Origin of the sequence: Anoxynatronum buryatiense, from assembly GCF_900182905.1 — a bacterium.
GTDB classification, from domain to species: Bacteria; Bacillota; Clostridia; order Peptostreptococcales; family Tindalliaceae; genus Anoxynatronum; species Anoxynatronum buryatiense.
Window position 1 is genome coordinate 224,842 of record NZ_FXUF01000003.1, and the last position, 24,192, is coordinate 249,033.

24 protein-coding genes are annotated in these 24,192 nt (G+C 43.9%); 1 reads left to right on the forward strand and 23 read right to left on the reverse strand.

Features of this window, described 5'->3' with window-relative positions; all coding sequences use genetic code 11:
- Positions 1-76: 76 nt before the first annotated feature.
- From lexA to QOL74_RS05850, 12 genes are all read right to left on the reverse strand, one after another.
- Positions 77-697, reverse strand: a complete 621-nt coding sequence (gene lexA, locus QOL74_RS05795) for a transcriptional repressor LexA (protein ID WP_283408498.1) — start codon at positions 695-697, stop codon at positions 77-79.
- A gap of 137 nt (positions 698-834) precedes the next feature.
- Positions 835-2,010 carry a tyrosine-type recombinase/integrase gene (locus tag QOL74_RS05800; RefSeq protein ID WP_283408499.1) on the reverse strand — a complete coding sequence of 392 codons (1,176 nt, stop codon included), beginning with the start codon at positions 2,008-2,010 and terminating at the stop codon, positions 835-837.
- A 93-nt stretch (positions 2,011-2,103) separates the two neighbouring features.
- Positions 2,104-2,670, reverse strand: a complete 567-nt coding sequence (scpB, locus tag QOL74_RS05805) for an SMC-Scp complex subunit ScpB (RefSeq protein ID WP_283408500.1) — start codon at positions 2,668-2,670, stop codon at positions 2,104-2,106.
- Between the two features lie 65 nt (positions 2,671-2,735).
- Complete coding sequence (locus QOL74_RS05810) at positions 2,736-3,524, reverse strand: segregation and condensation protein A (protein WP_283408501.1); 789 nt, start codon at positions 3,522-3,524, stop codon at positions 2,736-2,738.
- Between the two features lie 13 nt (positions 3,525-3,537).
- On the reverse strand, positions 3,538-4,167 hold the full coding sequence (locus QOL74_RS05815; protein ID WP_283408502.1) for a site-2 protease family protein: 630 nt from the start codon (positions 4,165-4,167) through the stop codon (positions 3,538-3,540).
- Positions 4,160-6,787, reverse strand: coding sequence for a CBS domain-containing protein (locus tag QOL74_RS05820; RefSeq protein ID WP_283408503.1), 2,628 nt, complete (start codon positions 6,785-6,787; stop codon positions 4,160-4,162). Before QOL74_RS05820 ends, QOL74_RS05815 begins: the two co-directional genes overlap by 8 nt.
- 59 nt (positions 6,788-6,846) lie before the next feature.
- Positions 6,847-8,154 carry a pyrimidine-nucleoside phosphorylase gene (locus QOL74_RS05825; protein WP_283408504.1) on the reverse strand — a complete coding sequence of 436 codons (1,308 nt, stop codon included), beginning with the start codon at positions 8,152-8,154 and terminating at the stop codon, positions 6,847-6,849.
- A gap of 13 nt (positions 8,155-8,167) precedes the next feature.
- On the reverse strand, positions 8,168-8,989 hold the full coding sequence (locus QOL74_RS05830) for a purine-nucleoside phosphorylase (RefSeq protein ID WP_283408669.1): 822 nt from the start codon (positions 8,987-8,989) through the stop codon (positions 8,168-8,170).
- Positions 8,990-9,003: 14 nt separating this feature from the next.
- Positions 9,004-9,822 carry a purine-nucleoside phosphorylase gene (locus QOL74_RS05835; protein WP_283408505.1) on the reverse strand — a complete coding sequence of 273 codons (819 nt, stop codon included), beginning with the start codon at positions 9,820-9,822 and terminating at the stop codon, positions 9,004-9,006.
- Positions 9,823-9,926: 104 nt separating this feature from the next.
- Positions 9,927-11,102, reverse strand: coding sequence for a phosphopentomutase (locus QOL74_RS05840; RefSeq protein WP_283408670.1), 1,176 nt, complete (start codon positions 11,100-11,102; stop codon positions 9,927-9,929).
- A gap of 72 nt (positions 11,103-11,174) precedes the next feature.
- The gene (gene xerD / locus QOL74_RS05845) at positions 11,175-12,050 is read right to left on the reverse strand and encodes a site-specific tyrosine recombinase XerD (RefSeq protein ID WP_283408506.1); all 876 of its coding nucleotides are present in this window, start codon (positions 12,048-12,050) and stop codon (positions 11,175-11,177) included.
- A gap of 24 nt (positions 12,051-12,074) precedes the next feature.
- Positions 12,075-12,599 (reverse strand): NUDIX domain-containing protein, encoded by a 525-nt coding sequence (locus tag QOL74_RS05850; RefSeq protein WP_283408507.1) that lies wholly within the window; start codon positions 12,597-12,599, stop codon positions 12,075-12,077.
- A gap of 147 nt (positions 12,600-12,746) precedes the next feature.
- On the opposite strand from QOL74_RS05850, the gene QOL74_RS05855 reads away from it, so the two are divergent.
- Positions 12,747-13,427 (forward strand): regulatory protein RecX, encoded by a 681-nt coding sequence (locus QOL74_RS05855; RefSeq protein WP_283408508.1) that lies wholly within the window; start codon positions 12,747-12,749, stop codon positions 13,425-13,427.
- On the opposite strand, the gene recN is transcribed toward QOL74_RS05855, so the two are convergent.
- The 11 genes from recN to nusB all read right to left on the reverse strand — a co-directional run bounded on the left by recN (position 13,424) and on the right by nusB (position 24,182).
- On the reverse strand, positions 13,424-15,139 hold the full coding sequence (gene recN / locus QOL74_RS05860) for a DNA repair protein RecN (protein ID WP_283408509.1): 1,716 nt from the start codon (positions 15,137-15,139) through the stop codon (positions 13,424-13,426). The genes QOL74_RS05855 and recN overlap by 4 nt on opposite strands.
- Before the next feature lie 23 nt (positions 15,140-15,162).
- The gene (locus QOL74_RS05865) at positions 15,163-15,612 is read right to left on the reverse strand and encodes an arginine repressor (RefSeq protein ID WP_283408510.1); all 450 of its coding nucleotides are present in this window, start codon (positions 15,610-15,612) and stop codon (positions 15,163-15,165) included.
- A gap of 40 nt (positions 15,613-15,652) precedes the next feature.
- Entirely contained in the window at positions 15,653-16,462 is an 810-nt protein-coding gene (locus QOL74_RS05870; RefSeq protein ID WP_283408511.1) for a TlyA family RNA methyltransferase, read from the reverse strand.
- Positions 16,443-18,380: a 1-deoxy-D-xylulose-5-phosphate synthase gene (gene dxs / locus QOL74_RS05875; RefSeq protein WP_283408512.1), complete on the reverse strand. Its 1,938-nt coding sequence runs from the start codon at positions 18,378-18,380 to the stop codon at positions 16,443-16,445. Before dxs ends, QOL74_RS05870 begins: the two co-directional genes overlap by 20 nt.
- Positions 18,381-18,546: 166 nt before the next feature.
- Complete coding sequence (locus QOL74_RS05880) at positions 18,547-19,143, reverse strand: CNNM metal transporter family protein (RefSeq protein WP_283408513.1); 597 nt, start codon at positions 19,141-19,143, stop codon at positions 18,547-18,549.
- A 709-nt stretch (positions 19,144-19,852) separates the two neighbouring features.
- Entirely contained in the window at positions 19,853-20,305 is a 453-nt protein-coding gene (locus tag QOL74_RS05885; protein WP_283408514.1) for a divergent PAP2 family protein, read from the reverse strand.
- A 68-nt stretch (positions 20,306-20,373) separates the two neighbouring features.
- Positions 20,374-21,261, reverse strand: coding sequence for a polyprenyl synthetase family protein (locus QOL74_RS05890; protein ID WP_283408515.1), 888 nt, complete (start codon positions 21,259-21,261; stop codon positions 20,374-20,376).
- Positions 21,261-21,500: an exodeoxyribonuclease VII small subunit gene (gene xseB / locus QOL74_RS05895; RefSeq protein WP_283408516.1), complete on the reverse strand. Its 240-nt coding sequence runs from the start codon at positions 21,498-21,500 to the stop codon at positions 21,261-21,263. Before xseB ends, QOL74_RS05890 begins: the two co-directional genes overlap by 1 nt.
- Complete coding sequence (gene xseA, locus QOL74_RS05900; RefSeq protein WP_283408517.1) at positions 21,500-22,753, reverse strand: exodeoxyribonuclease VII large subunit; 1,254 nt, start codon at positions 22,751-22,753, stop codon at positions 21,500-21,502. Before xseA ends, xseB begins: the two co-directional genes overlap by 1 nt.
- 12 nt (positions 22,754-22,765) lie before the next feature.
- Positions 22,766-23,773 carry a tRNA (adenosine(37)-N6)-threonylcarbamoyltransferase complex transferase subunit TsaD gene (locus QOL74_RS05905; RefSeq protein ID WP_283408518.1) on the reverse strand — a complete coding sequence of 336 codons (1,008 nt, stop codon included), beginning with the start codon at positions 23,771-23,773 and terminating at the stop codon, positions 22,766-22,768.
- Positions 23,760-24,182, reverse strand: a complete 423-nt coding sequence (gene nusB, locus QOL74_RS05910; RefSeq protein WP_283408519.1) for a transcription antitermination factor NusB — start codon at positions 24,180-24,182, stop codon at positions 23,760-23,762. Before nusB ends, QOL74_RS05905 begins: the two co-directional genes overlap by 14 nt.
- Positions 24,183-24,192: the final 10 nt, after the last annotated feature.

A 24,192-nucleotide genomic window follows, 5' to 3' on the forward strand; every position in this document is an offset into this window, starting at 1 on the left:
GGGTCACAGTAACCATTCAACTACGAATAGTTACTGTGACCCAGCGTTTTGATGGTGATTACCATTTAAGTACTCATCAGTAGCGTCGTAACAGACCGATCACTTTGCCAATAATAGCGACTTCATGTACAATAATAGGCTCCATTTCAGGATTCTCAGGTTGGAGGCGATAATAGTCTTTTTCTTTAAAGAAACGTTTAACGGTTGCTTCATCATCCAACATGGCAACGACGATATCACCGTTGACTGCATTTGATTGTTTCTGAACCATTACGAAGTCATCACTCATAATACCGGCCGATATCATACTGTTTCCTTTAACTTTCAGAAGAAAAATCTCCTCATCGGAGTTAACAAAATGGTGAGGCAAAGAGAAGTACTCTTCAATATTTTCCACAGCCAGTATAGGTTCGCCCGCAGTTACAGTTCCGACAAGGGGAATATTTAACGGATTTCTGACGGCAGTTTCATTTCTGAAAGGTGCATCAAATATTTCTATTGCCCGTGGTTTTGTTGAGTCGCGTTTAATGTACCCTTTTTTCTCAAGGTTGATCAGGTGGTTATGGACAGTGGAAGTGGAGCGAAGATTCACAGCCCGTCCAATCTCCCTGACTGAAGGGGGGTATCCCTTTTCCCGCAGAGTTTGCTTCATATATTGAATGACTTCCCGCTGTTTAAGCGTTAGATCTTCATACATGGGATGGCTCCTTTCTATCAACCTATCAACAAGGATTGATTCACATAATATGATTATAGCATAATTATTAGTGTAGTTCAAACAAACGTTCTTCCAGCTGGTAATTTGATTTTGATATACATATGAGAATTGGTTGTCTATGATTGATCGATATCATTGGATTCATCGTCCAGCCATTCAAAGTTTTTTACTATCTCTCGTTTAACATCTTTTTTATGGGCGGCATATAGCTGTGTTGTCGTTACGTTATCATGGTCCAGTAAATTTTGAACATCAAAGATCGAGAATCCCTGTTGAATAAGAGAAGTAGCAGCAGTAGCCCTAAGCTTGTGTGGACTGTATCCGTTTTTGGCAGTAGTGCCCAGAACAAGTGCCGTATATTTTTTCACCAGATTTTGTATGGTGCGTATCGTCATTCGTTTCTTTTGAAGTGACAGAAACAGCGCATCACGGTGCTCTTCATCCACGATTTCATCTGAAGGACGTTCTTTATTGAGATAATCCCGGATGACGCGTTCGCAGGATTGATTGATAGGCATCAGAGATTCTTTGCCCCTTTTTCGATAAATCTTAAATTCACCTCTACTAAAGTTAAAAGATGAAATATTCAGCTGGTGAAGTTCGGTGACGCGAAGACCATATGTTAAGAAAAGCACTAAAATAGCACGATCACGGAACCTTGTTCTTTCCCAGTATTTTTTTTCTTTAGCTGACAATTGCACACCCGTTTCCACAAGATCAAGCAAATGAACCACTTCATCAATATCCAACCGCTTAATGGCATCAGGTTGAGGCTTGGGAAGCTGAATGGGATTAAAACCGTCTGTGATATTCACTTGAAGCCATCCATCCCTATAAAGGTTTTTAAACAACACAGAAAGAGAAGATTTTTTTCGTGCCAGTGCACGTTGATGGTTTTCCATGACCCGAATCTGATGAGTTTCTTGAATGGTATAGCGTTGACAGTATTGACCGATGAAATAATTGATATCCCGAGCAGTAATGGATCTAAACTCATCGAGCAAAATGTCCTGGACGCTTGCAGCCTGGGTAAGTGTTGTTTCATCCACCAGATACTGGCAAAAAAAGACGATATCTTCCAGATATGCAAGCCGGGTCGATGGTGCCACAGCATTTCGTAAGTACAGAAAAAAATCCTGCATAAATGTCGGTAGCTTTTGCTCCGTTTCCAGACTTCGTTGAATCATGCTCTGTTCTCGAAATACAATGTGATCAGGTTTATCAGATTTATTGTGAACATGAAGCTGCCGTTTTATTGTTGGTTTTGTTGATGTGGATATTTTACGTTTCATGGAAATCACTCCCATAGAAAATTACCATTGAACTATTCGCTAAATACGCATTTAAAGAATAGTACCGAAGAGCAGTTTTTTTATCACTAGCGATCAATCGATGCTTTGTTGGAGTTCTTCACCACTAACACATTTTTCATCACTCTTGAGAAACGCATTTGTATCCGGCAGTTCACTCAGGGATGTGAAACCAAAAGTTTTTAAAAAATGTGACGTTGTTCCATATATGATTGGACGACCAATTTTTTCCAGCCTTCCCTTGTCTTCAATCAGGTGCTTCTCAAGTAGTGTGCGTATCGCCTGGTCGCATTTAACACCACGTATATCTTCGATTTCAGCCTTTGTAATGGGTTGCTTATAGGCAATGATGGCAAGTGCTTCCAGAGAAGCCTGAGAAAGCGTCTTATAACTTCGGGGGGTGATGAGTTTTTCCAGGTACGTAACATAAACCGGGTTGGTGGCCAACTGATAGTCATCTTCCATTTGCAGCAGAATCATGCCCCGGTGATAAAAAGCATAATCTGCACGCAGTTCGCTAAGGAGCTCTCTGGTTTCTTTAAGCGAGAAGCCCGTGGCTTTGGATAGTTCTGGTGCGCTGATGGGCTCAGAATAAGCAAAAAGGAGTGCTTCCAGAACAGCTTTTTGTTTTTCTCTTTCCAAAATATGATTCACCTCTTTACATAATCCACAGCAAAACAATCATTTCTGGCGATGATCATAGACTGTCAGTGACTGCCTCGATGGGATGAATACCTTGAAACAATGATCAAGTCGTGACCTTTGGGATTTGTTGTCACCATCACCTGATTGGTACGCATTAATTCCAGCAAACTTAAAAAAGTGACAATGATCTTTTCTCTGTGATTGAGTGATAGAAAAAAAGTTGTGAAATGAAGGACCCGTTCTTTTTTTAATTGGTCAAGCACATATTCGTTTTGCTGTGCAATGGTAAATTGTTCCCGGGCCATCGTGATAGGTTGTTGCTTCTCTTCTCCTCTGCTGTTGAGATATATTCTCATTAAATCACAAAAGGTACTAGCCAATACCTCGGGACCAGCGATATCAAGTATTTCGGGTTCAGCTGGTTCGGGAGATGATAAGGATTGGACAAACGCGTAGAGATCCTCGGGTGGTTTGAAATAATGGGGTTGTCCATTCTCAAAAGTTTTTAAAAATGCCGCAGCTTGCTGAAATTGTTGATATTCAAGTAATTGCCTAACTAATTCTTCACGAGGATCGTGGGATTCCTCTTCTTCTCCTGCTGCTGCAGCTGAACGGTTTGCCGGCAAAAGAGTTCGGGATTTGATTTCCATCAATGTTGCCGCCATGACTAAAAATTCACTGGCCACTTCCATCTGAAAAGACTGCAGTTCATTTAGATAGGCCATGTATTGATGAGTAATCTCTGTGATGGGAATATCATAGATATCAATTTCGTTTACCTGTATCAAATGACAAAGGAGGTCAAGCGGTCCCTCAAAAACCTTCAGTTTTAGGTTCAAGTCGGCGCTCATTGGAGACTCCCCTTCATACAATCATCATCAGCAGCATCATGAGACCATTAAACAGCACATTAACAATGGGAAACAGAATGCGTCTGATGACACCCAGAAACAATAACAGAATCAGAATAATGTAGGTGTATCGCTCCAACTCATAAAATGCATGTTCAAATCTTGAGGGAAATAGCGATATAAGAATTTTTGAGCCATCCAGCGGCGGTATTGGAAAAAGGTTAAAAACTGCCAGCACCAGGTTGATTGAAATAGCTGAGAAGAATAATTGCTGCACGAGTAGACCAGGCCCTCCGGTGATCCGAATGACCATTCCAAGAATCACTGTCAGCAGGGTTGCCGTCACGATATTTGAAACCGGACCGGCCAGTGATACCAGCAATGTTCCTCTGCGCCGGTCACCGGTAAAATAATAGGGGTTAACCGGGACGGGTTTTGCCCAGCCAAATCCTGCAAACAGGAGCATTAAAAATCCAAAAGGATCTATGTGAGCAATAGGATTCAGGGTCAGTCTGCCATTATTTTTTGCTGTGGGATCTCCTAATCGGTAAGCCATGTAACCATGAGAAAACTCGTGAATGGTTAAACCCAGTAATATACCAGGCAAAATCATGATGATTCGGTTTAAGTCAAAATTAAGCATGTGGTGCCTCCTTCAGTCTGTTATATAAGTTTTCAGCGTATTTCAGTTCACCATCATGATCATAAATGGTGCCAAGCACCTTTGCTTTCAGCACATTATCCAAGATGCGACGATAAATTGGACCTGGATTGATTCCCAGTGATTTGAGATCATTACCTGAAATGGTCAGCTGAATATGTCTCAGTTTAAGCAAATAAAAAGCAATGTAATGCCGGATATATGGATCATCGGAGTCATTGTAGAAAAACATAAGCGCCTCTTCGGTGTGTGGTCGAAGCAATTGATATATAGTAAAGCGATCTACCTCGTCTTCTTTCAGAATATGATAAATGGTGTCTCGTTGGTTCATTGACTTCATCATTTGCTGAATGAGTGTTTGGTTGGCAACTAAAATTTGGCATACTTCTTCCAAATATGCCGGCGGTACTTCAGACATAATTTGCATCAACATGACAACTGTTTGATTGAAGGATGATGGCGATAATTGTCTGAAACCCTCCATTGCAAAACGAATACCCTTCAGACGTTCCAGTGTGTGGGACTGTACAATGAAGCCAGAATGTAGGGCCTGGAAAACACCCAGTTCTTTCATCAGCGTCATGCTGTGATGAAAGGATTCCTGCTCTCTAATCATATGAAGAAACTCTTCACGGATACGGTCATGACTGAGGCGCCGAATCATATCGTTTTGTAGTGCCTGTTGTAAAAATTGACGTGTAGAAACCTCCAAGTGAAAACCAAGTCGAGCTGCAAAACGTATAGCTCTAAAAATGCGTGTCGGATCTTCAATAAAACTTAAATTATAAAGTACGCGAATAGACTTGTTTTGAAGGTCTTTCATGCCGCCAAAATAGTCGCTCATATCTCCAAAAGAAGACTGATTCAAACAGATGGCCATACAATTAATGGTAAAATCACGTCGAAATAAGTCGCTCCATATGTTGCTCTTTTCCACTTTTGGCAATGCGGCAGGATACTCGTAGTATTCCCTTCGCGCCGTGACAACATCCAGTGTAATATGACTGGATAAACGAATGACAGCGGTTTCAAACTGTGGATGGACGGTGAGTTTGCCGCCCACCGCCTGGTGAAGGGCTTTTGCAAAGACGATACCGTCACCTTCAGTGACGAAGTCAATGTCCCAGTTGTCGGTTTTCAGCATGAGATCTCTGACAAAACCGCCCACCACATAGACATTCTGATTGAGTTCATCACCGACAGTTCCCGCTGTTCGCAGCAATTCAAAGATATTGCTTGACAGTTGTTCCAATGCTTGGCGGCAGTTAAAGGTTTCGACATCAGGGTCAAGAAATATTTTCTGATACCAGTAAGAAGCATGACTTCCGTGTAGATATTTAAGCAGATCAGTTCTTGTGACAATGCCAATAATCTGATCATCTTCCATCACCGGCAGCCGCCCGATGTTGTGAGTTACCAATAATTCATTTATGTCACCCACGGAGGTGTCGGCAGAAATACTGATAACTTCATGACTCATAAAGGCCTTTACCGGTGCGTGACCCAAGTGATGATTCATGGCTTTCTCGATGTCGGTTCTAGAAATAATTCCACAAATTTGTTGCTGCTCATTGATCACAGGCATGCCTGTGTGACCGTACCGCAACAGAATTTTGTTCGCTTCTTCTATCGAAAGGCCGGATTGAATGGTTTTAACCGGGCGGCTCATTATTTCACGGGCCACCACCTGGGGTTTGATTCGTTCTTTCAATGAGGTCAGCAACTGCGGTTTCAATTGAAAAGGAAGACCATCCTTGATAGTGGCTGAAGCAGCCCGAGGATGTCCCGCACCGCCAAAAGGTTCCAGTACGAAAGGAATATTAACGTTGTTTTCCATGCTTCTGCCAATGATATAGCAACGTGATTCCATGCGAACAATCATAAATACTGCATCTGCCCGAAGAACTTCCAGCATTTTATTGGCAATAATACCGATTTCATTGACAAATGTATCACTTTCGTACGTGGCAATGCCAATTCTGAAGTGATTGATCTCATGGGTTTCGGCATTGTTAAGCAATGTGGAAAAAATGTGTTCATGATCATGGCTCCAGGCATCCCGTACGTACTCATTGACAATCTCAAGATTTGCTTCCATTTCCAAAAGCCAGGCTAATGCTTTTGCATCATTGCTGGTGGTATTGTTAAAAGTGAGGCAGTTGGTGTCGGCGTAAATCCCAAGAGTAAATAATGTCGCTTCAAAGGGGTTAACAGGAATTTTCGCCGCCATGAGCTTTTCTATCAGAAGCGTGACGGTTGCGCCATAGGGCTTCATATCCAGCTGCGCTCCTTCAATGGCTTTGTCTGCTGGAAAGTGATGATCATAGATGGTGACCGGAACGTGATTGATGATCTCACTGAATTTTCCGATACGATCAGAGGTGTGAATATCCACCAGAATCAGCTCTTTCACCATTTCAAGGCGAATCTTATTGGAATATTTGATGGGCAGCACATTTTTATAGAAACTATAAAAACGTTTCACTTCCTGCTCCAAATTGCCAGAAAAAGCCATTAAGGCATCGGCATGCAACTTTGAACAAGCCACCATGCTGGCCAGTCCGTCGAAATCCAGATTTTGATGGCTGGTAATGAGTTTCATGAAGCTGCCTCCTTGCCACAAACGGCTTTTCCAATTAAGTGACTCAATGAAATGACATTTTAGGCTTGAATAACTGCATAAATCAATGGGTTTGGTTCAGGTGCCTGTTCTCCAATGAGGTATGATGCCAGCAAGATCAATTCTGATTCTTCAACCTTTGAAAGGTCATTCACATGAAGTGTTGCTATTGATTCACCCAATGCAACCTCATCACCCACTTTTTTATTCAGAACAATGCCGACTGCCAGGTCAATCTGACTGTCCTTTTGTTCCCGGCCGGCTCCCAATACCAGAGCAGCACGACCGATTCCTTCCGCATCAATATGCGTTACAATACCGCTTCCAGGTGAGGTAACTTCAATTAAATAGCTGGCAGAGTCAAACAAAGAAGGATCATCCACATATCGGGGATCACCGCCTTGGCTGGCAATAAATTGGCGCATGCTTTCAAGCGCACTGCCAGAAGTAATACTTTTTTTCATTGCTGCTTTACCCTCATCCAAATCAGCGGCACATTCGCCAAGTACCAACATCCATGCGCCCAGCTGTATGCATAATTCAGTAATGTCTTTTGGTCCCTGACCTTTCAGAACATCAATGGCTTCTTTCACTTCAAGTATATTGCCCACAGATTTTCCAAGAGGCTGGTCCATGTCTGTCACTAATGCGACGGTCTTTCTTCCCATATGTTTTCCGATTTCCACCATTGTGCGGGCCAAATTGACTGCTTCTTCTTTTGTTTTCATAAAAGCACCGCTACCGGTTTTGACATCCAATACAATGGCATCAGCACCACTAGCCAATTTTTTCGACATGACACTGCTGGCAATTAGAGAAACATTTTCCACTGTGCCGGTGACATCTCTTAAAGCGTATAGTTTTTTATCAGCCGGTGCAAGGTTGGCAGTCTGGCCGGCTACAGCCAGTTTGATTTCATTGACCTGATTCATGAATTGCCTGATGGGAAGTGCTGTTTGAAATCCTTTAAATGACTCCAGTTTATCGATGGTGCCTCCTGTATGGCCCAGACCCCGACCTGACATTTTGGCAACTGGAATACCGCAGGCGGCAACCATGGGTCCCAGCGCAATGGTTGTTTTGTCGCCTACTCCGCCGGTACTGTGCTTGTCAACTTTCACTCCGTGAATCTCAGAGAGATCAATGGTATCTCCAGAATACATCATAGCTTCAGTTAATGCGGATGTTTCCTGTGGCGTCATGCCCTGAAAGCAAACAGCCATGAGAAAAGCAGCCGTCTGATAGTCGGGGATGGTGTCGTGGGTTACTCCCTGAATAAAAAACTGAATTTCTGCTTTTGATAAAGTGCCGCCATTTTTCTTTTTCAATATTAGATCCAACATACGCACGGTGGTATCCTCCCTAAAAGGCTTCTTCGATAATTTGCTTAACCAGCTTGATAAAAGTGGGTTTCGTTTTTTCAGCCACAGCCATCACTTCTTCATGGCTGATGGATACCAGCGAATCAGGAATTGCCATATCCGTGATGCAGGAAATACCCAGCACCCGAATTTCTGCATGATTGGCCACGATGACTTCAGGTGCGGTTGACATCCCTACAACATCAGCTCCCAAATAAGTTAACATAGCAAGCTCTGCTCTGGCCATGTAGTTTGGGCCGCTGATAGATGCATAGACGCCTTCGAATAGATCGATATTCAACTGCTGGGCAATCGCGCCGGCTTTTTTTCGGAGACTTGCATCATAAGCATTGGAAAGATCTGGAAAACGGGGGCCCCATTCATTCACATTTGCACCGATGAGAGGGTTGTCTCCAGTCAGATTCAAATGATCGGAAATCAACATCAAACCACCGGCATGAAAACTGGGATTCAAACCACCACAGGCATTAGTAACGATGAGTGAGGAAATACCCAGTGCCTTCATAACCCTTATTGGATAAGTTACTGCTTGCATCGAGTAACCTTCATAATAGTGGAATCGACCTTTCATTATTGCAACAGATTTACCTCCCAAAGATCCAACAACCAAATGTCCAGCATGGCCTTCCACCGTAGATACCGGAAAATGCGGGATAGTTTCATAAGGAATCACCACAGCCTCTGTCATGTGGTCTGCCAAATCACCTAAGCCTGAACCTAAAATGCAGCCAATCGTCGGCTTTAATTTGATTTTTTCATTCAAAAAAGCAGTTGATTCTGCAACCATTTGTAATGGTGTCATCATGACAGGCCTCCTTAGAGCGTTTGAAGAATATCGCGAATCAGTTGTTTGAAAGCTTTTTCCACCTGTTGAGCTGTCTCCATCACTTCGTGATGGTTCAATGGCTGATCGAGAATACCTGCCGCCATATTGGTGATGCAAGATATACCAAGTACTTTTAGTCCACTGTGGACTGCCACCAGTACTTCGGGAACAGTGGACATTCCCACGGCATCAGCTCCAAGTTTTCGCAGCATGCGAATTTCTGCAGGAGTTTCATAGTTTGGCCCTGTCATCCAGGCATACACTCCTTCGCGAAGTAGTAAATCCTGCTTTTTCGCAGATTCTTTAGCAATCTCCCGAAGATCAAGGTCATACGCATTCGACATATCAGGAAAACGGGGGCCCAGGCGATCATCATTTTTTCCTATTAAAGGATTAGTACCTGCCACATTCAGATGGTCTGTTATCAACATTAAGTCACCGGGAGAAAATGACTCATTGACGCCACCTGCAGCATTGGTAACAAACAGCTGATGAATGCCCAAAGCTGCCAGTACCCTGATAGGGAAAGCAATGAGAGAAGGATGATAACCTTCATAAAGATGGAAACGCCCCTTCATCATAACAACAGGCTTTCCGCTTAAGGTGCCAACCACCAGTTCGCCGGCATGCCCTTCAACAGTTGAGAGTGGAAAGTGTGGAATATCAGCATACGGTATGCAGACCGGCATTTCGACTTCATCTGCCATAACGCCAAGGCCTGATCCGAGAATCAGTCCAACAGATGGTTTAATTGAGCATCGTTCTTGGATGGCGCTTGCAGCTTCATGAATCATTTCCTGAGAAATCATCATTATCACTCCTGTCAGAATATGGTGATTAACAAGTACTCACGATATAAGGAAATGAATGCCGACAGTGTACTGACGGCATTCATAGGGGAGACTGATGGCGGCTATACTTTGTCAAAAAGTTCAGCTGCAAAACTTGATCCCACACCTGTGTCTTTTGTTTTCAGTACTTCAGAAACAGTGCTGGAAATGTCGGCAAAGGTTCTTCGGGTACCCAAATCAGTTCCTTTTCTTACCAGATCACCGGCTGCCAGAATCGGCACATATTCCCGCGTGTGGTCACTGCCTTTGAAAGTTGGGTCGTTGCCATGATCCGCAGTGATGATTAATAAATCATGCGGTAACATTCGAGACAAAATCTCCGGCAATCGGGCATCGGCCTCTTCAAGTGCTTTTCGATAACCACTGGAATCACGGCGATGACCATATTTCATATCGAAATCTACAAGATTAGTGAAAATCAGTCCGGTAGGGAATGCTTCCATCATTTTAAGTGTTTGATCGATACCATCCATGTTATTCTCTGTGTGGACAGCGTGGGTGATGCCTTTACCATTGAAGATATCTTCGATTTTTCCAACTGCAACCACCTCATATCCCGCTTCTGCAGCATAGTCCAGCATGGTTTTACCTGTGGGATCAAGGGAGTAGTCTTTGCGGCGGTGGGTGCGTGAAAAACTGCCGGGTTCTCCTGTGAAAGGACGTGCAATAATCCGAGCCAGCGCATAGTCGCCACGCATGATTTCTCTTGCGATGACGCACATTTGGTAAAGTTCATCGATAGAAATCACTGATTCGTGGGCAGCAACCTGAAACACACTGTCGGCAGAGGTGTATACGATGGGCTTGCCCGTTGCCATATGTTCGGCTCCCAGTTCTTCTATGATAGCCGTGCCAGATGCTGCGTAATTTCCAAGGGTTCCCCGGCCAATTGCTTTCTCAAACCTTGTCATAATTTCCTTGGGAAACCCATCGGGGAAAGTTTTAAATGGTTCTTTAATATGAAGCCCTGCTATTTCCCAGTGGCCTGTAGTGGTGTCTTTTCCGCTGGAAATTTCTGCAGAACGACCATAAGCACCCTGGGGAAGGGTAACGGCATCAATTCCTTCGATTCCCTCGATATTTCCAAGGCCGAGGGCCTGCATATGAGGGAGGGCAATACCACCGGTACTCTTGATGATATTTCCCAGTGTATTGGCTCCCACATCTCCAAAATCATGGGCATCTGGCAGAGCACCGATACCGACACTATCCAGAATCAGTAGAATGACTCGATTAATCATGGGCAAAACTCCTTTCATTGTCCTGTACAGCAAAAATAACATTGCGGAACAGGCACTGATATGCAACGATTATGCCCGGGGATGAGCTTTGTTGTAGACATCTTTAATCCGGCTATGAATCATTTGAGCATAAACTTGGGTGGTGGAAATGTCTGAGTGCCCCATCATTTCTTGAACAGCTTGGAGATCCGCCCCATTTTGAAGCAGATGAGTTGCAAAAGAATGCCTTAGTGTATGCGGTGTGATGGGCTTATCAATACCGGCTTTGACTGCATAAGATTTGACTATTTTCCAAAATCCTTGACGCGTCAATGGCTTTCCCTGCACATTAAGAAACAAGAGTGTCTGATCACTATGTGGCCGATATTTTTCCAGATATCTGCGAACAGATTCAATTGCTTTAGAACCCAGTGGAATAATTCGTTCGCGGGAACGTTCCTGACAACAGCGTACAAATCCCAATGAAAGGTCCACATCTTTTAAATGCAACGAGATCAACTCAGAAACCCGGATACCCGTTGCATACAGAAGCTCAAGCATCGCCTTGTCTCGGTAAGCTTTAAATCCTTTGCCGGAGGGTTGGTGTAAGAGTTTTTCAACTTCGTCAAAAGAAAGTATGCTGGGAAGACGCTTTTGACTTCTGGGAGATTCCAGTTGTTCTGCCGGATTTTGCCGGATCATCTGTTGTTGCAGAAGATAATGATAAAAGCAGCGTAATGAGGCAACATTGCGTGCTATTGTTGAAGGTGCCCGGCCCTTATGCTCCATCGAAAGACAGTAACCGATCAGCGTTGTTTGGCTGGCATCGCGCGGATGAGGTACACCCTGTTCGCCCAGATATACGAAAAATTGCTGCAAATCTCGCTGATAAGATTCCAGCGTGTTGGATGACAGCTTCCGATCTTTTACCAGATAAGTTCTGTACTGCTGCATCAAAGCTTCCATGACAGTCTCCTTACTGTTTTATTGTCACACCCTGCTGGCAGCCATCAACAATCCAATGATGGTTTTACTATCCTGTATTGATCCGTTATGAACCATCGTCAGTGCTTCAGACAATGGAATCTTAGTGATTTCCAGATATTCATCTTCATCAGGCTGTGCTTGACCTTCTGTCAGATCTCTTGCCAGGTAGAGATGAATTACTTCGTTGGAGAAACCTGGACTGGAATAATAGGCTGTCAGTTTGTCCAGTTGCCCTGCCCGATAACCAGTCTCTTCCAACAGTTCCCGGAAAGCACAATTATCTGCTGATTCCTTGGTTTCAAGTCTACCTGCTGGTATTTCGAGCAAAACGTCTTCCACTGGTTTGCGAAATTGCTTAACCAGAATAACATCACCTTCCTGGGTGATGGGAACCACCGCTGCTGCACCGGAATGTTCGACGATTTCCCGCTTAGAATACTTCTGATCAGGAAGTTCAACTGTATCGACCCGCACATTGATTATTTTTCCTTCATAAATTCGTGCCGACTTCAGAGTCTTCTCATACATTTACTCCAACGGCTCCTTTCAGAATCACCCTTTGCAACATTCTTCAGTGACTTCATCATACCTTTTTTGAAGATGATTGACAAGTTGTTCAGTTTCGGTACAATGAGAGTAATCAAAATGATGTGCTCATTAAGGGAGGTGCGCCTCATGAAAAAAAAGCCCGAAGCAATATCAGCCGCTCTAAACTACTTATCCTATCAGTCACGTACTCGACAGGAAATGGAAAAATATCTAAAAATAAAGGAATATACTCCAAAAGAAATTACTGAAACCTTGAGCAGACTATCTGATTATGGATATATAAATGATGAAAGTTTCACTCGACGGGTGTCGGAGATGACAATGCAGCATCCTTTAAAAGGAAAAAACAGTCTGCCCGGAAAACTGGCTCGTAAAGGAATTGATGACGAACTGATTCAGCAGGCCATGGAAGTTTATGATGAAAAGGAAGACGAGAAAAAGGCTTTGGCGCTGGCTCGGAAATTCATGCTTTCAGCACTGGACATGCCACTTAGAAAAAATCTGGACCAATTGACACGCAAACTTTTCAGTCGTGGTTTTACGAGTGACGTGATTTATCGTGTGATCAAGGAAATGGAAAGAGATGAATCGTTAGTAAAAGCACGTGAAGATGCTGAACCCGCACTCTACGATCATGCACTGGCCTTGGCAGAAAAAACCCTTCAACGCTGGGAGGCGAAAGAACCGGAGGAACCCATGCTACGACGCCGAATGATGCAATCTCTTTATCAACGTGGGTATGAAACAGACATAAGTCGTCGGGCCGTTGAGGACGTTTTAAGCTCCTGGTTGAAAAAACGGTACTAAGAACGTTGTTGTTTTTTTGTAACTTGAGTAGCTTTCTGACGCATTTCACGGGCATGAGTTAAAGTTATTTCCGATATATTCCCATCCATTAGTCTTCCCAGCTCATAGAGTCGTTCTTCTTCAGAAAGGTACCTGACGTGGACTTGTGTTCTCTCATCCATCACCTGTTTTTCAATATACAGGTGGTGATCTGCCAGAGCAGCAATCTGTGGTAAATGTGTGATACATATGACTTGGTGATGACCTGCGACAAATGACATCTTTTCGCCAACAACCTGAGCGGCACGTCCGCTGATTCCAGCGTCAATTTCATCAAAAATGAGTGTTGGAATTGCATCGATGCGGGCAAAAATAGTTTTGAAGGCCAACATAATTCTGGACATTTCTCCACCAGAAGCAATTTTGGAAAGTGGTTTAACAGGCTCCCCTGGATTAGTAGAAATCAGGAAAGCAACAACATCAATGCCATTTTCATCTAAAGAGCTACTCTCAGAAATAGTGTGGGCGATCTTAAAAATAGTTTTACCCATTTTTAAATCATGCAACACTGCTATCATTTCCTCTTCCAGTTTAGATGCAATGATTTTACGCTGTCGGCTTAATTTTTGTGCCAGTTCCAAAGTTTTGCCCTGATGTTCACTTAAATCGGCCATTATTTTCTGATAATACGTTTCACTGTTAATTAAAGATTCATATTTTTGCTGAAGTTGTTTTTGAAAGGCAAGTATGTCAACTACAGAAGCACCATACTTTCGCTTTAAATTATGAATAAGGTCCAAACGCACCTGAATGCGTGTGATTTCTTCAGGGTCAAACTCAATGGATTCAAGATATCGTTTCAACTCCTGGGACAAATCCTGAAGTCTGATCTGGAGCTCTTCTGCCTGACTTGCAAAATCCCCCAGTTCAGGACTGTAGCCAGAAACGGTCCAAAGTGCTTTGGTATTCTTGCTCAAGGTATCAAGTACCGTCGATCCCATGGACCCTTCATAGATTTCTTCATGAAAAGTACCCAATGCGGTGGTGATTTGCTGAGCATGGCGAAGCAGATCATTTTTTTTATTCAGCATCTCTTCTTCGTCAGGCTGAAGCTGGGCTTCCTCTATCTCCTGAATCTGAAACGATACAAAATCCAGTTCACGTGCGCGTTCAGTTTCGCTGGATCCTAACTGGTGTAAATTTTGGCGCAGGCGACAAAGCGCTTGGTAACATTGAAGATATTCCTCCTTAATCTCCTGAAGAGTATCTCCTCCAAAGCTATCCAGCAAACTCAAGTGGCTTTCCTGCTGAAGCAGTGACTGATGTTCATGTTGACCATGAAGGTCTGCCACATGCTGCATCACTTGTCTTAATAACTGTTGGGTAACAATAATACCGTTGATTCTACTGACACTTCTACCGGTAGCATGAATTTCTCGGCTGACAATCAACTGATGTATATCTTCGCCGACAACACCAGCTTCTTGAAGTAGTCTGGCATGGGTTGCCTCCGGTTGCCAGTCAACCTCGAAAACTGACTGAATATGTGCTTTTGCGGCACCGCTCTTAACCAGATCCCGGTCTGCGCGTCCGCCAAGACACATACTGACAGCGTCCACCACAATGGATTTACCAGCACCAGTTTCTCCGGATAACACAGTTAATCCGGGACTGAAAGATAGCTGCAAATCATCAATCAAAGCAAAATCGTTGATTTTCAGTTCCAGCAGCATAGATATCCCCCAATATTCAAATCCTATTCTGTCAATTTTCTGAACCGTTCTTTGACTTCATCCACATCTTCGGCCTGACGTATAAGCACAAAAATAGTATCATCTCCTGCTATGGTACCAACCACCTCATCAAACCCGGCAGCATCAATGGCAGAAGCTGCTGCCTGAGCGGCGGCGGGGATGGTGCGCAACACAAGAATGTTGCCGGCATGATCCAACGATACAATGGATTCTTTAAACAGGCGCACCAAGCGATCAGTCAGCATCGATTCCTGACTTGCCAGGGAAGCATACTTGTACCGTCCGTTTCGAGACATTTGTTTGATTAGCCGCAGTTCTTTTATATCCCGTGAAACAGTTGCCTGCGTCACGTTCATACCCAATTCCTTCAGAGCGCGTGTGAGCTCCTCCTGAGTCTCAATATCACGTTGGTTAATGATTTCAAGAATTTTTGCGTGTCGTAAATATTTCATAATTTCCTCCTTCTCTGACCAGCATCTCAAAAATGACCAGTCACCATTGATGTTGATGAGCTTTGAGAACAACCGCTTTCACTTTTTCAAGTGATGCAACAGTTTCTGAGGAAATAGAATTTTTTGACAGAAGCGTCAGAAATTCCACATTTCCTTTTGGGCCACGAATAGGGGAAAAATCAAGTTCTTCAACAGAAAATCCCACTGATGTGGCAAAGCTGGCAACCTCTGTGATGACATGCTCATGGATGATGGCATCACGCACGACACCGTTTTTACCCACTTGACTTTTCCCTGCTTCAAACTGTGGCTTAATGAGTGCGACAACCACACCGCCAGACTTTAACAAATGATATGCTACAGGCAATACCAGTTTGAGCGATATGAATGAAACATCAATGGAAATCATATCCATGGCTTCATTTAAATCTTCGGGTGTGACATAACGAATATTAGTGCGCTCCATGACCACCACTCGCGGGTCATTACGTAGGTTCCAGTCCAACTGACCGTAACCCACATCGACGGCATAAACTCTTGAAGCACCATGTTGAAGCATACAGTCAGTAAATCCTCCGGTGGAGGCACCGATGTCCATGCATACCTTTTCCTTCAGGGATAGGTGAAATTGTTCAATAGCCTTTTCCAGTTTTAAGCCACCTCTGCTGACAAAAGCAAGAGGCTTTCCTTTAATTTCAATGATTGCATCTAAATGCACCTGGGTGCCGGCTTTGTCAATCCGTTCTCTGTCAGCAAGAATCTGCCCAGCCATAATGGCGGCCCGAGCTTTCTCTCTGCTGGAGAACAGACCTTTCTCAACCAACAACAGGTCAATTCGCTGTTTTGCCATAGGATCGTTTCTCCGTTAAATTCATTGAAACCACTTTGTGTGGTTGTCGGGATGTTTGGGAACTATCTTTATGAATGCGCTGTACCAATTTTTCAACAGTTAATTCAAGATGCTGATATAAATGGTTCATATCTCCCTGGGGCGTGAAGTTGTCTGGAAGCCCCAGAGTGTGAACCGGGCAAGTGAGTTGATTTTCCTGATAGAGTGCCTGCACTTGTCGTCCTAAACCGCCAATCTGCTGGTTCTCCTCAAGTACGTATACCTGCCGAACTTGTTGGCCATGGCGAAGCAGTAAAGTGTGATCCAGCGGTTTGACAAACCGGGGATTAATGATTTGACCAAAGAGTCCGTCTTTTGCTGTTTGATTAAGTACTTCCAAAGCTCTGTGAACCATGGTGCCCAGCGCTATGATCAGATAATCATTACCATCCACCTGCAGCACCGAGCCTTTGCCATATTGAATGGGTTCTCTCTTGACAGTAAGCGCGTGCGCTTCTCCTCTTGGATAACGAATCAAAACAGGACTATTCAGTTCAAGGGAGTACCGCATCATATCAGAGAGTTCTGTACCGTCTGCTGGTGATAGAATTGTCAAATTGGGAATGGCAGAAAGACATGAAATATCAAAAACGCCGTGATGAGTTTCGCCGTCATTTCCCACCAGCCCTGCACGATCTACCAAGAAAGTGACGGGTAAATTCTGCAAGCAAACATCATGAATCAATTGATCATAGCCTCTTTGTAAAAAAGAAGAATAAACTGCAAAAAATGGTCGCAAGCCTGCTGCTGCCTGTCCTGCAGCAAATGTTACCGCATGTTGTTCTGCGATGCCAACATCAAAAAAACGGTGGGGAAAGCGGTGCTCAAAATTGGTTAAGCCAGTTCCGTCAGGCATGGCGGCGGTAATGGCAACCACTCTCGGGTCACTCTCTGCCAGTGACTCCAAAGTGCTTCCTGCAATTTGCGAAAACGAGGGAGTCCGCGTCAATAAAGGTGTTTTACCTGTTTCAGGGTCAAAAGTGCCAATGCCATGAAACTTGGCAGGAAACTTTTCAGCAGGTCCATAACCCTTTCCTTTAACAGTCATCACATGAACCAGTTTAGGACCTCCAATGCGCCGGGCGAGACGAAAAGCTTCCTTCAGATCATGTATCTGATGTCCATCAATCGGGCCTATATAAGTAAAGCCTAATTCTTCGAAAAGGACTCCTGGAACAAAGAAGTATTTAATGGAATCTTTTGCTTTTTCTGCAGTTCGATAGAAAGATTTTCCTATGGCAAAGTGGTCCATTAAATGTTCAAGGTCTTCTTTTAGTCTGGAATAAACCGGCATTGTACGAATGCGAGTGAGATAATTGGATAAACCACCCACATTTCTGGCTATCGACATTTTGTTATCGTTGAGTACAACAGTCAGATCCAAATGGCTCTGACCAGCGTGGTTCAATGCTTCAAAGGCCATTCCACCTGTCATGGCACCGTCACCTATGACTGCAGCGATCTGATGTTTTTCGCCTTTTAAGTCACGGGCTGTAGCCATGCCTAAAGCAGCAGATATAGAGGTGGCACTGTGGCCGGTGTTAAAATGGTCATGAAGACTTTCATGTCTTTTGGGGAATCCACTTATGCCACCATATTGTCTCAATGTATGAAACGTTTGTAATCGTCCTGTCAGCAACTTATGAACATAAGTCTGATGTCCAACATCCCAAATGATTTTATCCTGAAAGGTATCATAGACCTGATGCAGTGCCAGTGTTAACTCAACAACACCCAGGTTGGAAGCTAAGTGGCCACCAGTTTTAGAAACGCTGGTAACCAGAAATTGTCTAATTTCTTGAGCCAGCATTGTCAGTTCTTTTTCGTTAAGTGCCTGGAGATCCTTTGGTGACTGAATCTGTTCCAGTAAAGAAGTCATGAAATCCTCTCTCTTTCCATTACCATCATAAATATTTCAGTTTGAACCATTATGAGTTCATTGTAACCCTTGTGCCGGTTAGAATCAATCATTTGAGGAGATTTTATTGAAAAACAGCCTTTCTATATAGTAAAGGCTGCGTTGAAGTTCGCTGAAAAACGAGAAATTAATTTGTCGAACGTGTGAATACCCATGAAATTTTTGCAACCGCATGAACAATTTCATGGGATTTTTCAAGGGCAATATTTTTTCCAATGGCTTTACCTCCCACAGTTAAGGACGCAACAAAGCCTCCCAGAACCAGGGTCACCAGTAATTGATGAAGCATCGGCATTTGCGGCACAATTTTAAGCAAAATGGTGGCAGCTGCGACACCGCTGATGATACCGCAAATGTCGCCAACGACGTCATTACAGATATTGGAGACTACCCCCGCATTTTTGAGCAGACGGATGGCGGCCCGGGCAGAAGGTACTTTATCTGCGGCCATGGCGTGAAAGGGCTTTTCTGAAGCGACGGCCACAGCAATTCCCACCATATCAAAAAAAACACCTAACAAGATAATGCTGATGAGAATGAAAAAAGAAGCAACAATCTCAGCACGAATCAGTAACTGTTCCGATAGATAGTTGAATAACGCAGCCAAGAAAAAAGTCCATATCGAAACGGTAACAACCCATTTGATATTATATTTTTTGAACAGTTCTTCAATATGTCCCTGCTCACCACGCCCGTTTCGGGGTGGTTTTTTAAATTTTGCCACATTCCGTTCCTCCAGATTCAAAATAACAGAGCCAGTTTACCGGGACCTAAAGTCAAAAAGGAAAACTGATAGCATGACTCAGCTATCAGCAGAACCCACAGTGGTAACCCGTCAGGTAAATTTTACGGCTTAGGTCCAGTAAGTTTTCCCAGACTTCTACTGCGTGTCGCCAGCACAGCGGTTTCCCTTTAAAGATGTCCCTGCCTTGTCGCCAATAGCAGAACTGGATTGCCACTTAGTCCGCACTGTAATCCCTGAAAGGTCTCTTGCGAACAGTCTAGGAGATTTCCTCTACAATACTGCCGGTTCTTAGCCTCTTTTGCAGCATAAGTTTCAGGTGGCAATAATCCCCTTTACCGGGCCCTGGCTCAGAGAACCTGATCCACCTATCTGCTTACCCCACTCAAGGCAGGCTACGCTGTGCGCTACGCTGTCTCTCAAGACGCCTGCACAGGTTTCTACCTTCTCAGTCTGCACTGAATAAGGCCTCCACGAAGCGAGGGTCAACGCCCGCATGCCATTGCGGATCGCCCCCATCTTCTTACTCCCAGAAAGGACCCACGACTGGGCGTCGCAAGCCGAAACCAGGAACTTCATCGATGTGCCCTTTGACGGATTTTTAGGCCCGCCCTCAGCAACCGGCAGAACTGACTAGAATACTGCACCACTGCAGTTTCTGACTATATTATACCATAATGCAGGCGTATCATCAAACCAGCCACCATGCGATGGCAATTCCAAGTACAGCACCAGCAAACACTTCATAGGGTGTATGTCCCACTAATTCTTTCAATCGATTTTCAGTGAGCTTTTTATCTTTTCGATGATGATGAAAATCTTCAATGATTTGATTTAGAATCACTGCCTGGCGTCCAACAGCATATCGAACACCTGCTGCATCGTACATCACTACTAAAGCAAATACCAGTGACAGCGCAAAGATCGATGAATCCCATCCATGTAGTTTTCCAACACCAGTTGCAAGACTCATGACAAACGACGAATGTGAACTTGGCATACCTCCAGAACCGACAAGGCGCAATAAGTTTAAATGCTTATCCATTAAAAGAGTGGTTATGACTTTTAAGACCTGGGCAATAAACCAGGCAATAATAGTGATCCAGAGAATGCGATTATTTCCGATTCCTGCCAGAATGTCCATGGCATCACCCCTTTTTTTAGAATTACCCCAATCGTAATTTGATACGCAGATTGGATTTTCATCAATCATCAAGAGCGACGATTAACAAGATAACGGGCCAGTGACTGTAGGAATTCTGATGATTCTCCATATGACTTAAAAGTTGCAAGCGTTTTATTTGTCAAAGATTTCACCTGTTTTCGAGAATCGTCAATGCCATAAAGAGAAGGAAAGGTGGCTTTATTATTGCGCAAGTCGCTGCCAATTGGCTTTCCCAATTCTTCAGCACTGCCATCCAAATCAAGCAGATCATCTTGAATTTGAAATGCCATACCCAAAGCGTGACCTGCTGCTGCTAATTCTGACGCAGTCTGTTCATCGGCTTCGGCCGCATAGGCACCTGCTGTGAGAGAGGCTGACAACAAGGCACCTGTTTTTTGTTGATGAATGTAGGTCAGTGTCTCGGCAGTTACCGATTTTCCTTCATTTATCAGATCGGCGGTTTGGCCGCCAATCATTCCTCTTACTCCCGCAGCATTGCCGATACACTTCATGGCGCGAATAAACGAATCGGGATTTTTCTTCAGGAGTAAATCCTGCAGCATTATTTCATAAGCAAGATTCAACAAACCATCTCCCGCCAGGATGGCAACCCCATCACCAAATATTTTATGATTAGTAGGCTTTCCCCGCCTGAAATCATCATTATCCATGGCAGGTAAGTCATCATGAATCAATGAATACGTATGTATCATTTCAAGTGCGCAGGCGTACGGCATCGCTTTCTCCACTGTCCCATTCAGCATTTCAGTAACGGCCAGTGTCAACACCGGGCGAAGTCTCTTTCCGCCGGCAAATAAACTGTACTGCATGGCTTCAACAACCAAATGATTTCTTTCATCACCAATATTCGTATATTCACGCAATGAGTGGTTTATCATTTCGATGTAATGATTCAGCTGATCGCGCCATTCCATCAGGCATCCTCCATTTCATTCTGGAATGATTTGGTGGTCTCGAGATCTGATTCTGACAGAACGACGGTAAGCGTTTCTTCTGCCTTTGTCAGCTTCTCATGACACTGACGATAAAGTTGAATTCCCTCTTGAAAGAGGGATAAAGATTCCTCCAGACCCAAGGATTGATTTTCAAGTTTATCGGTAATTTCTTCCAGTCGTTTAAAGGCAGTTTCATAAGTTTTTTTTCGGGCGGCCATTAATTGCTTCCTCCTTCAACAGCGCATTTCTTGCCTGTTTTTTCCACATCGGTTACCTGTGCCTGAAAGTGACCATCCTGTAACTGGACGCAAACAGTGTCGCCAGTGTTAACTTGCTGTATGGCAGCAATCATATTGTCTGACTGGTCCCTGACGAAAGCATACCCCCTGCCAAGAACGTTCAAAGGGCTTAGTTGATTCAATTGTTCTCCTTTGTGTTGAAGAATCATTCGTTGCTCTCGAAGTTTTGTTTGCATTCGAGTGATTATCCGATGTTGTAACATGTCCAGTGCTTGTTGCCGTTCTTCAAGAAAACTGCGTGGGGAACGAAGCGGCGTGCTACGATACAAACTGTTTAGCTGATACCTGTGACGTTCAATTCGTTCACTGGTACTGCGTCTCAAACGAATAAAAAGTTGATTCAGCTGACGCTCAAGCAAGACATGATCCGGGACTGCTAATTCTGCTGCGGCAGTAGGAGTATTAGCTCGTTGATCTGCTACAAAATCAGCAATTGTAAAATCGGTTTCATGACCAATGCCGGTCACAACAGGAATGGGCGATCGTGCAATGGCATATGCCAGAGATTCGCTGTTAAATGCCCACAGCTCTTCGACTGATCCGCCTCCCCGGCCTAATAAGATCAAATCGAGGGGATGGGTAGCTGCTTTGTTCATAGCTTCCGTGAGTGAAGATGACGCCTGTTCACCCTGAACCTGTGCCGGAAAAAGATACAGCTTCGCAATTGGCCAGCGACGTTTTAAAACTGTTAAAAAATCCTGTAATGCAGCACTTGATTCAGATGTAATGATGCCAATATTCTCAGGAAAAGGGGGCAGCGTCTTTTTTTGAGATTCGTCCATCAGTCCTTCTTTTTTCAGCTTCTCTTTTAATTGTTGGAAAGCGAGAAACCAGTCTCCCAAACCTGTTTCTTCTACACGTGCGGCTATAATCTGGTATTGGCCATCGCGTTCGTAAAGTGAAACAGCTCCTGAAACAGTCACCCGCATCCCATCTTTCATGCGAAAAGACAGAAGCTGTACCTGTTGACGGAACATGACACACCTTACCCGGCTGTTTTCATCTTTAAGTGAAAAGTAGACATGTCCACTACTGTGATAAGTACAGTTGGAAACTTCGCCTGCTACCTGTGCCATATGTAAAATAGGGTCTGCCTGAATGAGTCGTTTAATATAAAGATTCAGCTGTGAGACAGACAGTGTTTTGATGCGAATGACAATCAACTCCTCCACCAGAAATAATAACTATTGGTTTGTAAATATCTGGTTGATATGGGCAGCTGTTAATACAGCAGTTCCTGCAGCGTTATCACTGCAAAATTCCTGCTGGGCATGGTGGATGGTTAATGGAAGTTTTTTTAGAAAAGTTTCCATCGTTTCACGCACCAGACAGTTCGATGCTACTCCCCCAACAGTGAGTAGTGAAGTAAGTGGTTCCAAAGTCCATGCCTTCTTCATCAATTTTCCCAATAAAATACCGGAAAAATGAAAAATACTGGCAGCCAGTTGTTCATTGGAATGCATGCCTGATTGCAGGCATCGTTGTAAAAATGTTTCCGGACCTGAAAGACTTAACTCCAGGTGACAACCATGTTTTTGGCTGTTCTGATTTTGATGGATAGAGAAAGGAATTTCAATCAAGGGAAGTTCATTCTTTTGAGCTAATTTTTCCAAGGCAGGTCCTGCAGGGAAAGACAAACCCATGGCAACACCAAGGCGGTCAATGAGCTGCCCCAAGCTGATATCGCTGGTTTGTGCCACAACAACGGCAGTATATCCCACTTCACGCGTTGGTGCCACGCGCAGTAATTCTGTTGTTCCGCCGGAAAGGTGAAGTGCATAAAATGGGCGGTTCATTTCAAGCCCTAAAGACCAAAGTCCAGCTGCCAGATGACCTTCCTGATGACTGTAAGAAAAGCAGGGAACCTGATGGATGACAGCCACAGACCTGGCCAGGGATTCACCCGCCAGAAAAACAGGCATGTAAGAACCTTCAATATCACGTGGTCGATTGCTGTACCCCACTGCTTTTAAACATACCTGACTTAAAGCACTTTCCATGGATTTCAACAGAACCGGTAATTCCCGAACATGCTGAAAAAGGGCTTCAGATTGTCTGAGGCCCCGTTTTCCTTCTGTTACAGTTAACAATTGACGTCGTTGATCCAAGAGCTGATAGGAAGTATCCATTAAAGCAATTGAGGTGGTATAATTACTGGTATCAAAAGCTAAAACTGCTTCAGGGAGTTGCATGACGATCTTCCCCCCGGTCTTTCAGGTAGGTGCCCAAAATGCCATTAACAAAGGCTGATGAATTTTCGGTACTAAACTTTTTTGCCATCTCAATTGCTTCATTCACAGAGACATAACTGGGAATGTCATCTAAATCCAGTAATTCCGCAATTGAAACACGAAGAATTGCCAGATCCACCCGGGCAATACGTTCCATCTGCCAGTCAATGGCATAAGATCGAATCATTTGGTCAACTTCATCATGACGTTCAATCACAGAGGTAAGCACCTGTCTAATGTAAACATCCTGATCAGGACTTTCAGGGGCGTCCTCAAGAAAATGTTGATACCCCGCCAAACTAAACTCATTCTTGATGATCATTTCGTATACTAACTGCATACACAGTTCTCTGGCTTCTTTACGCTTCATGCAGGGTACC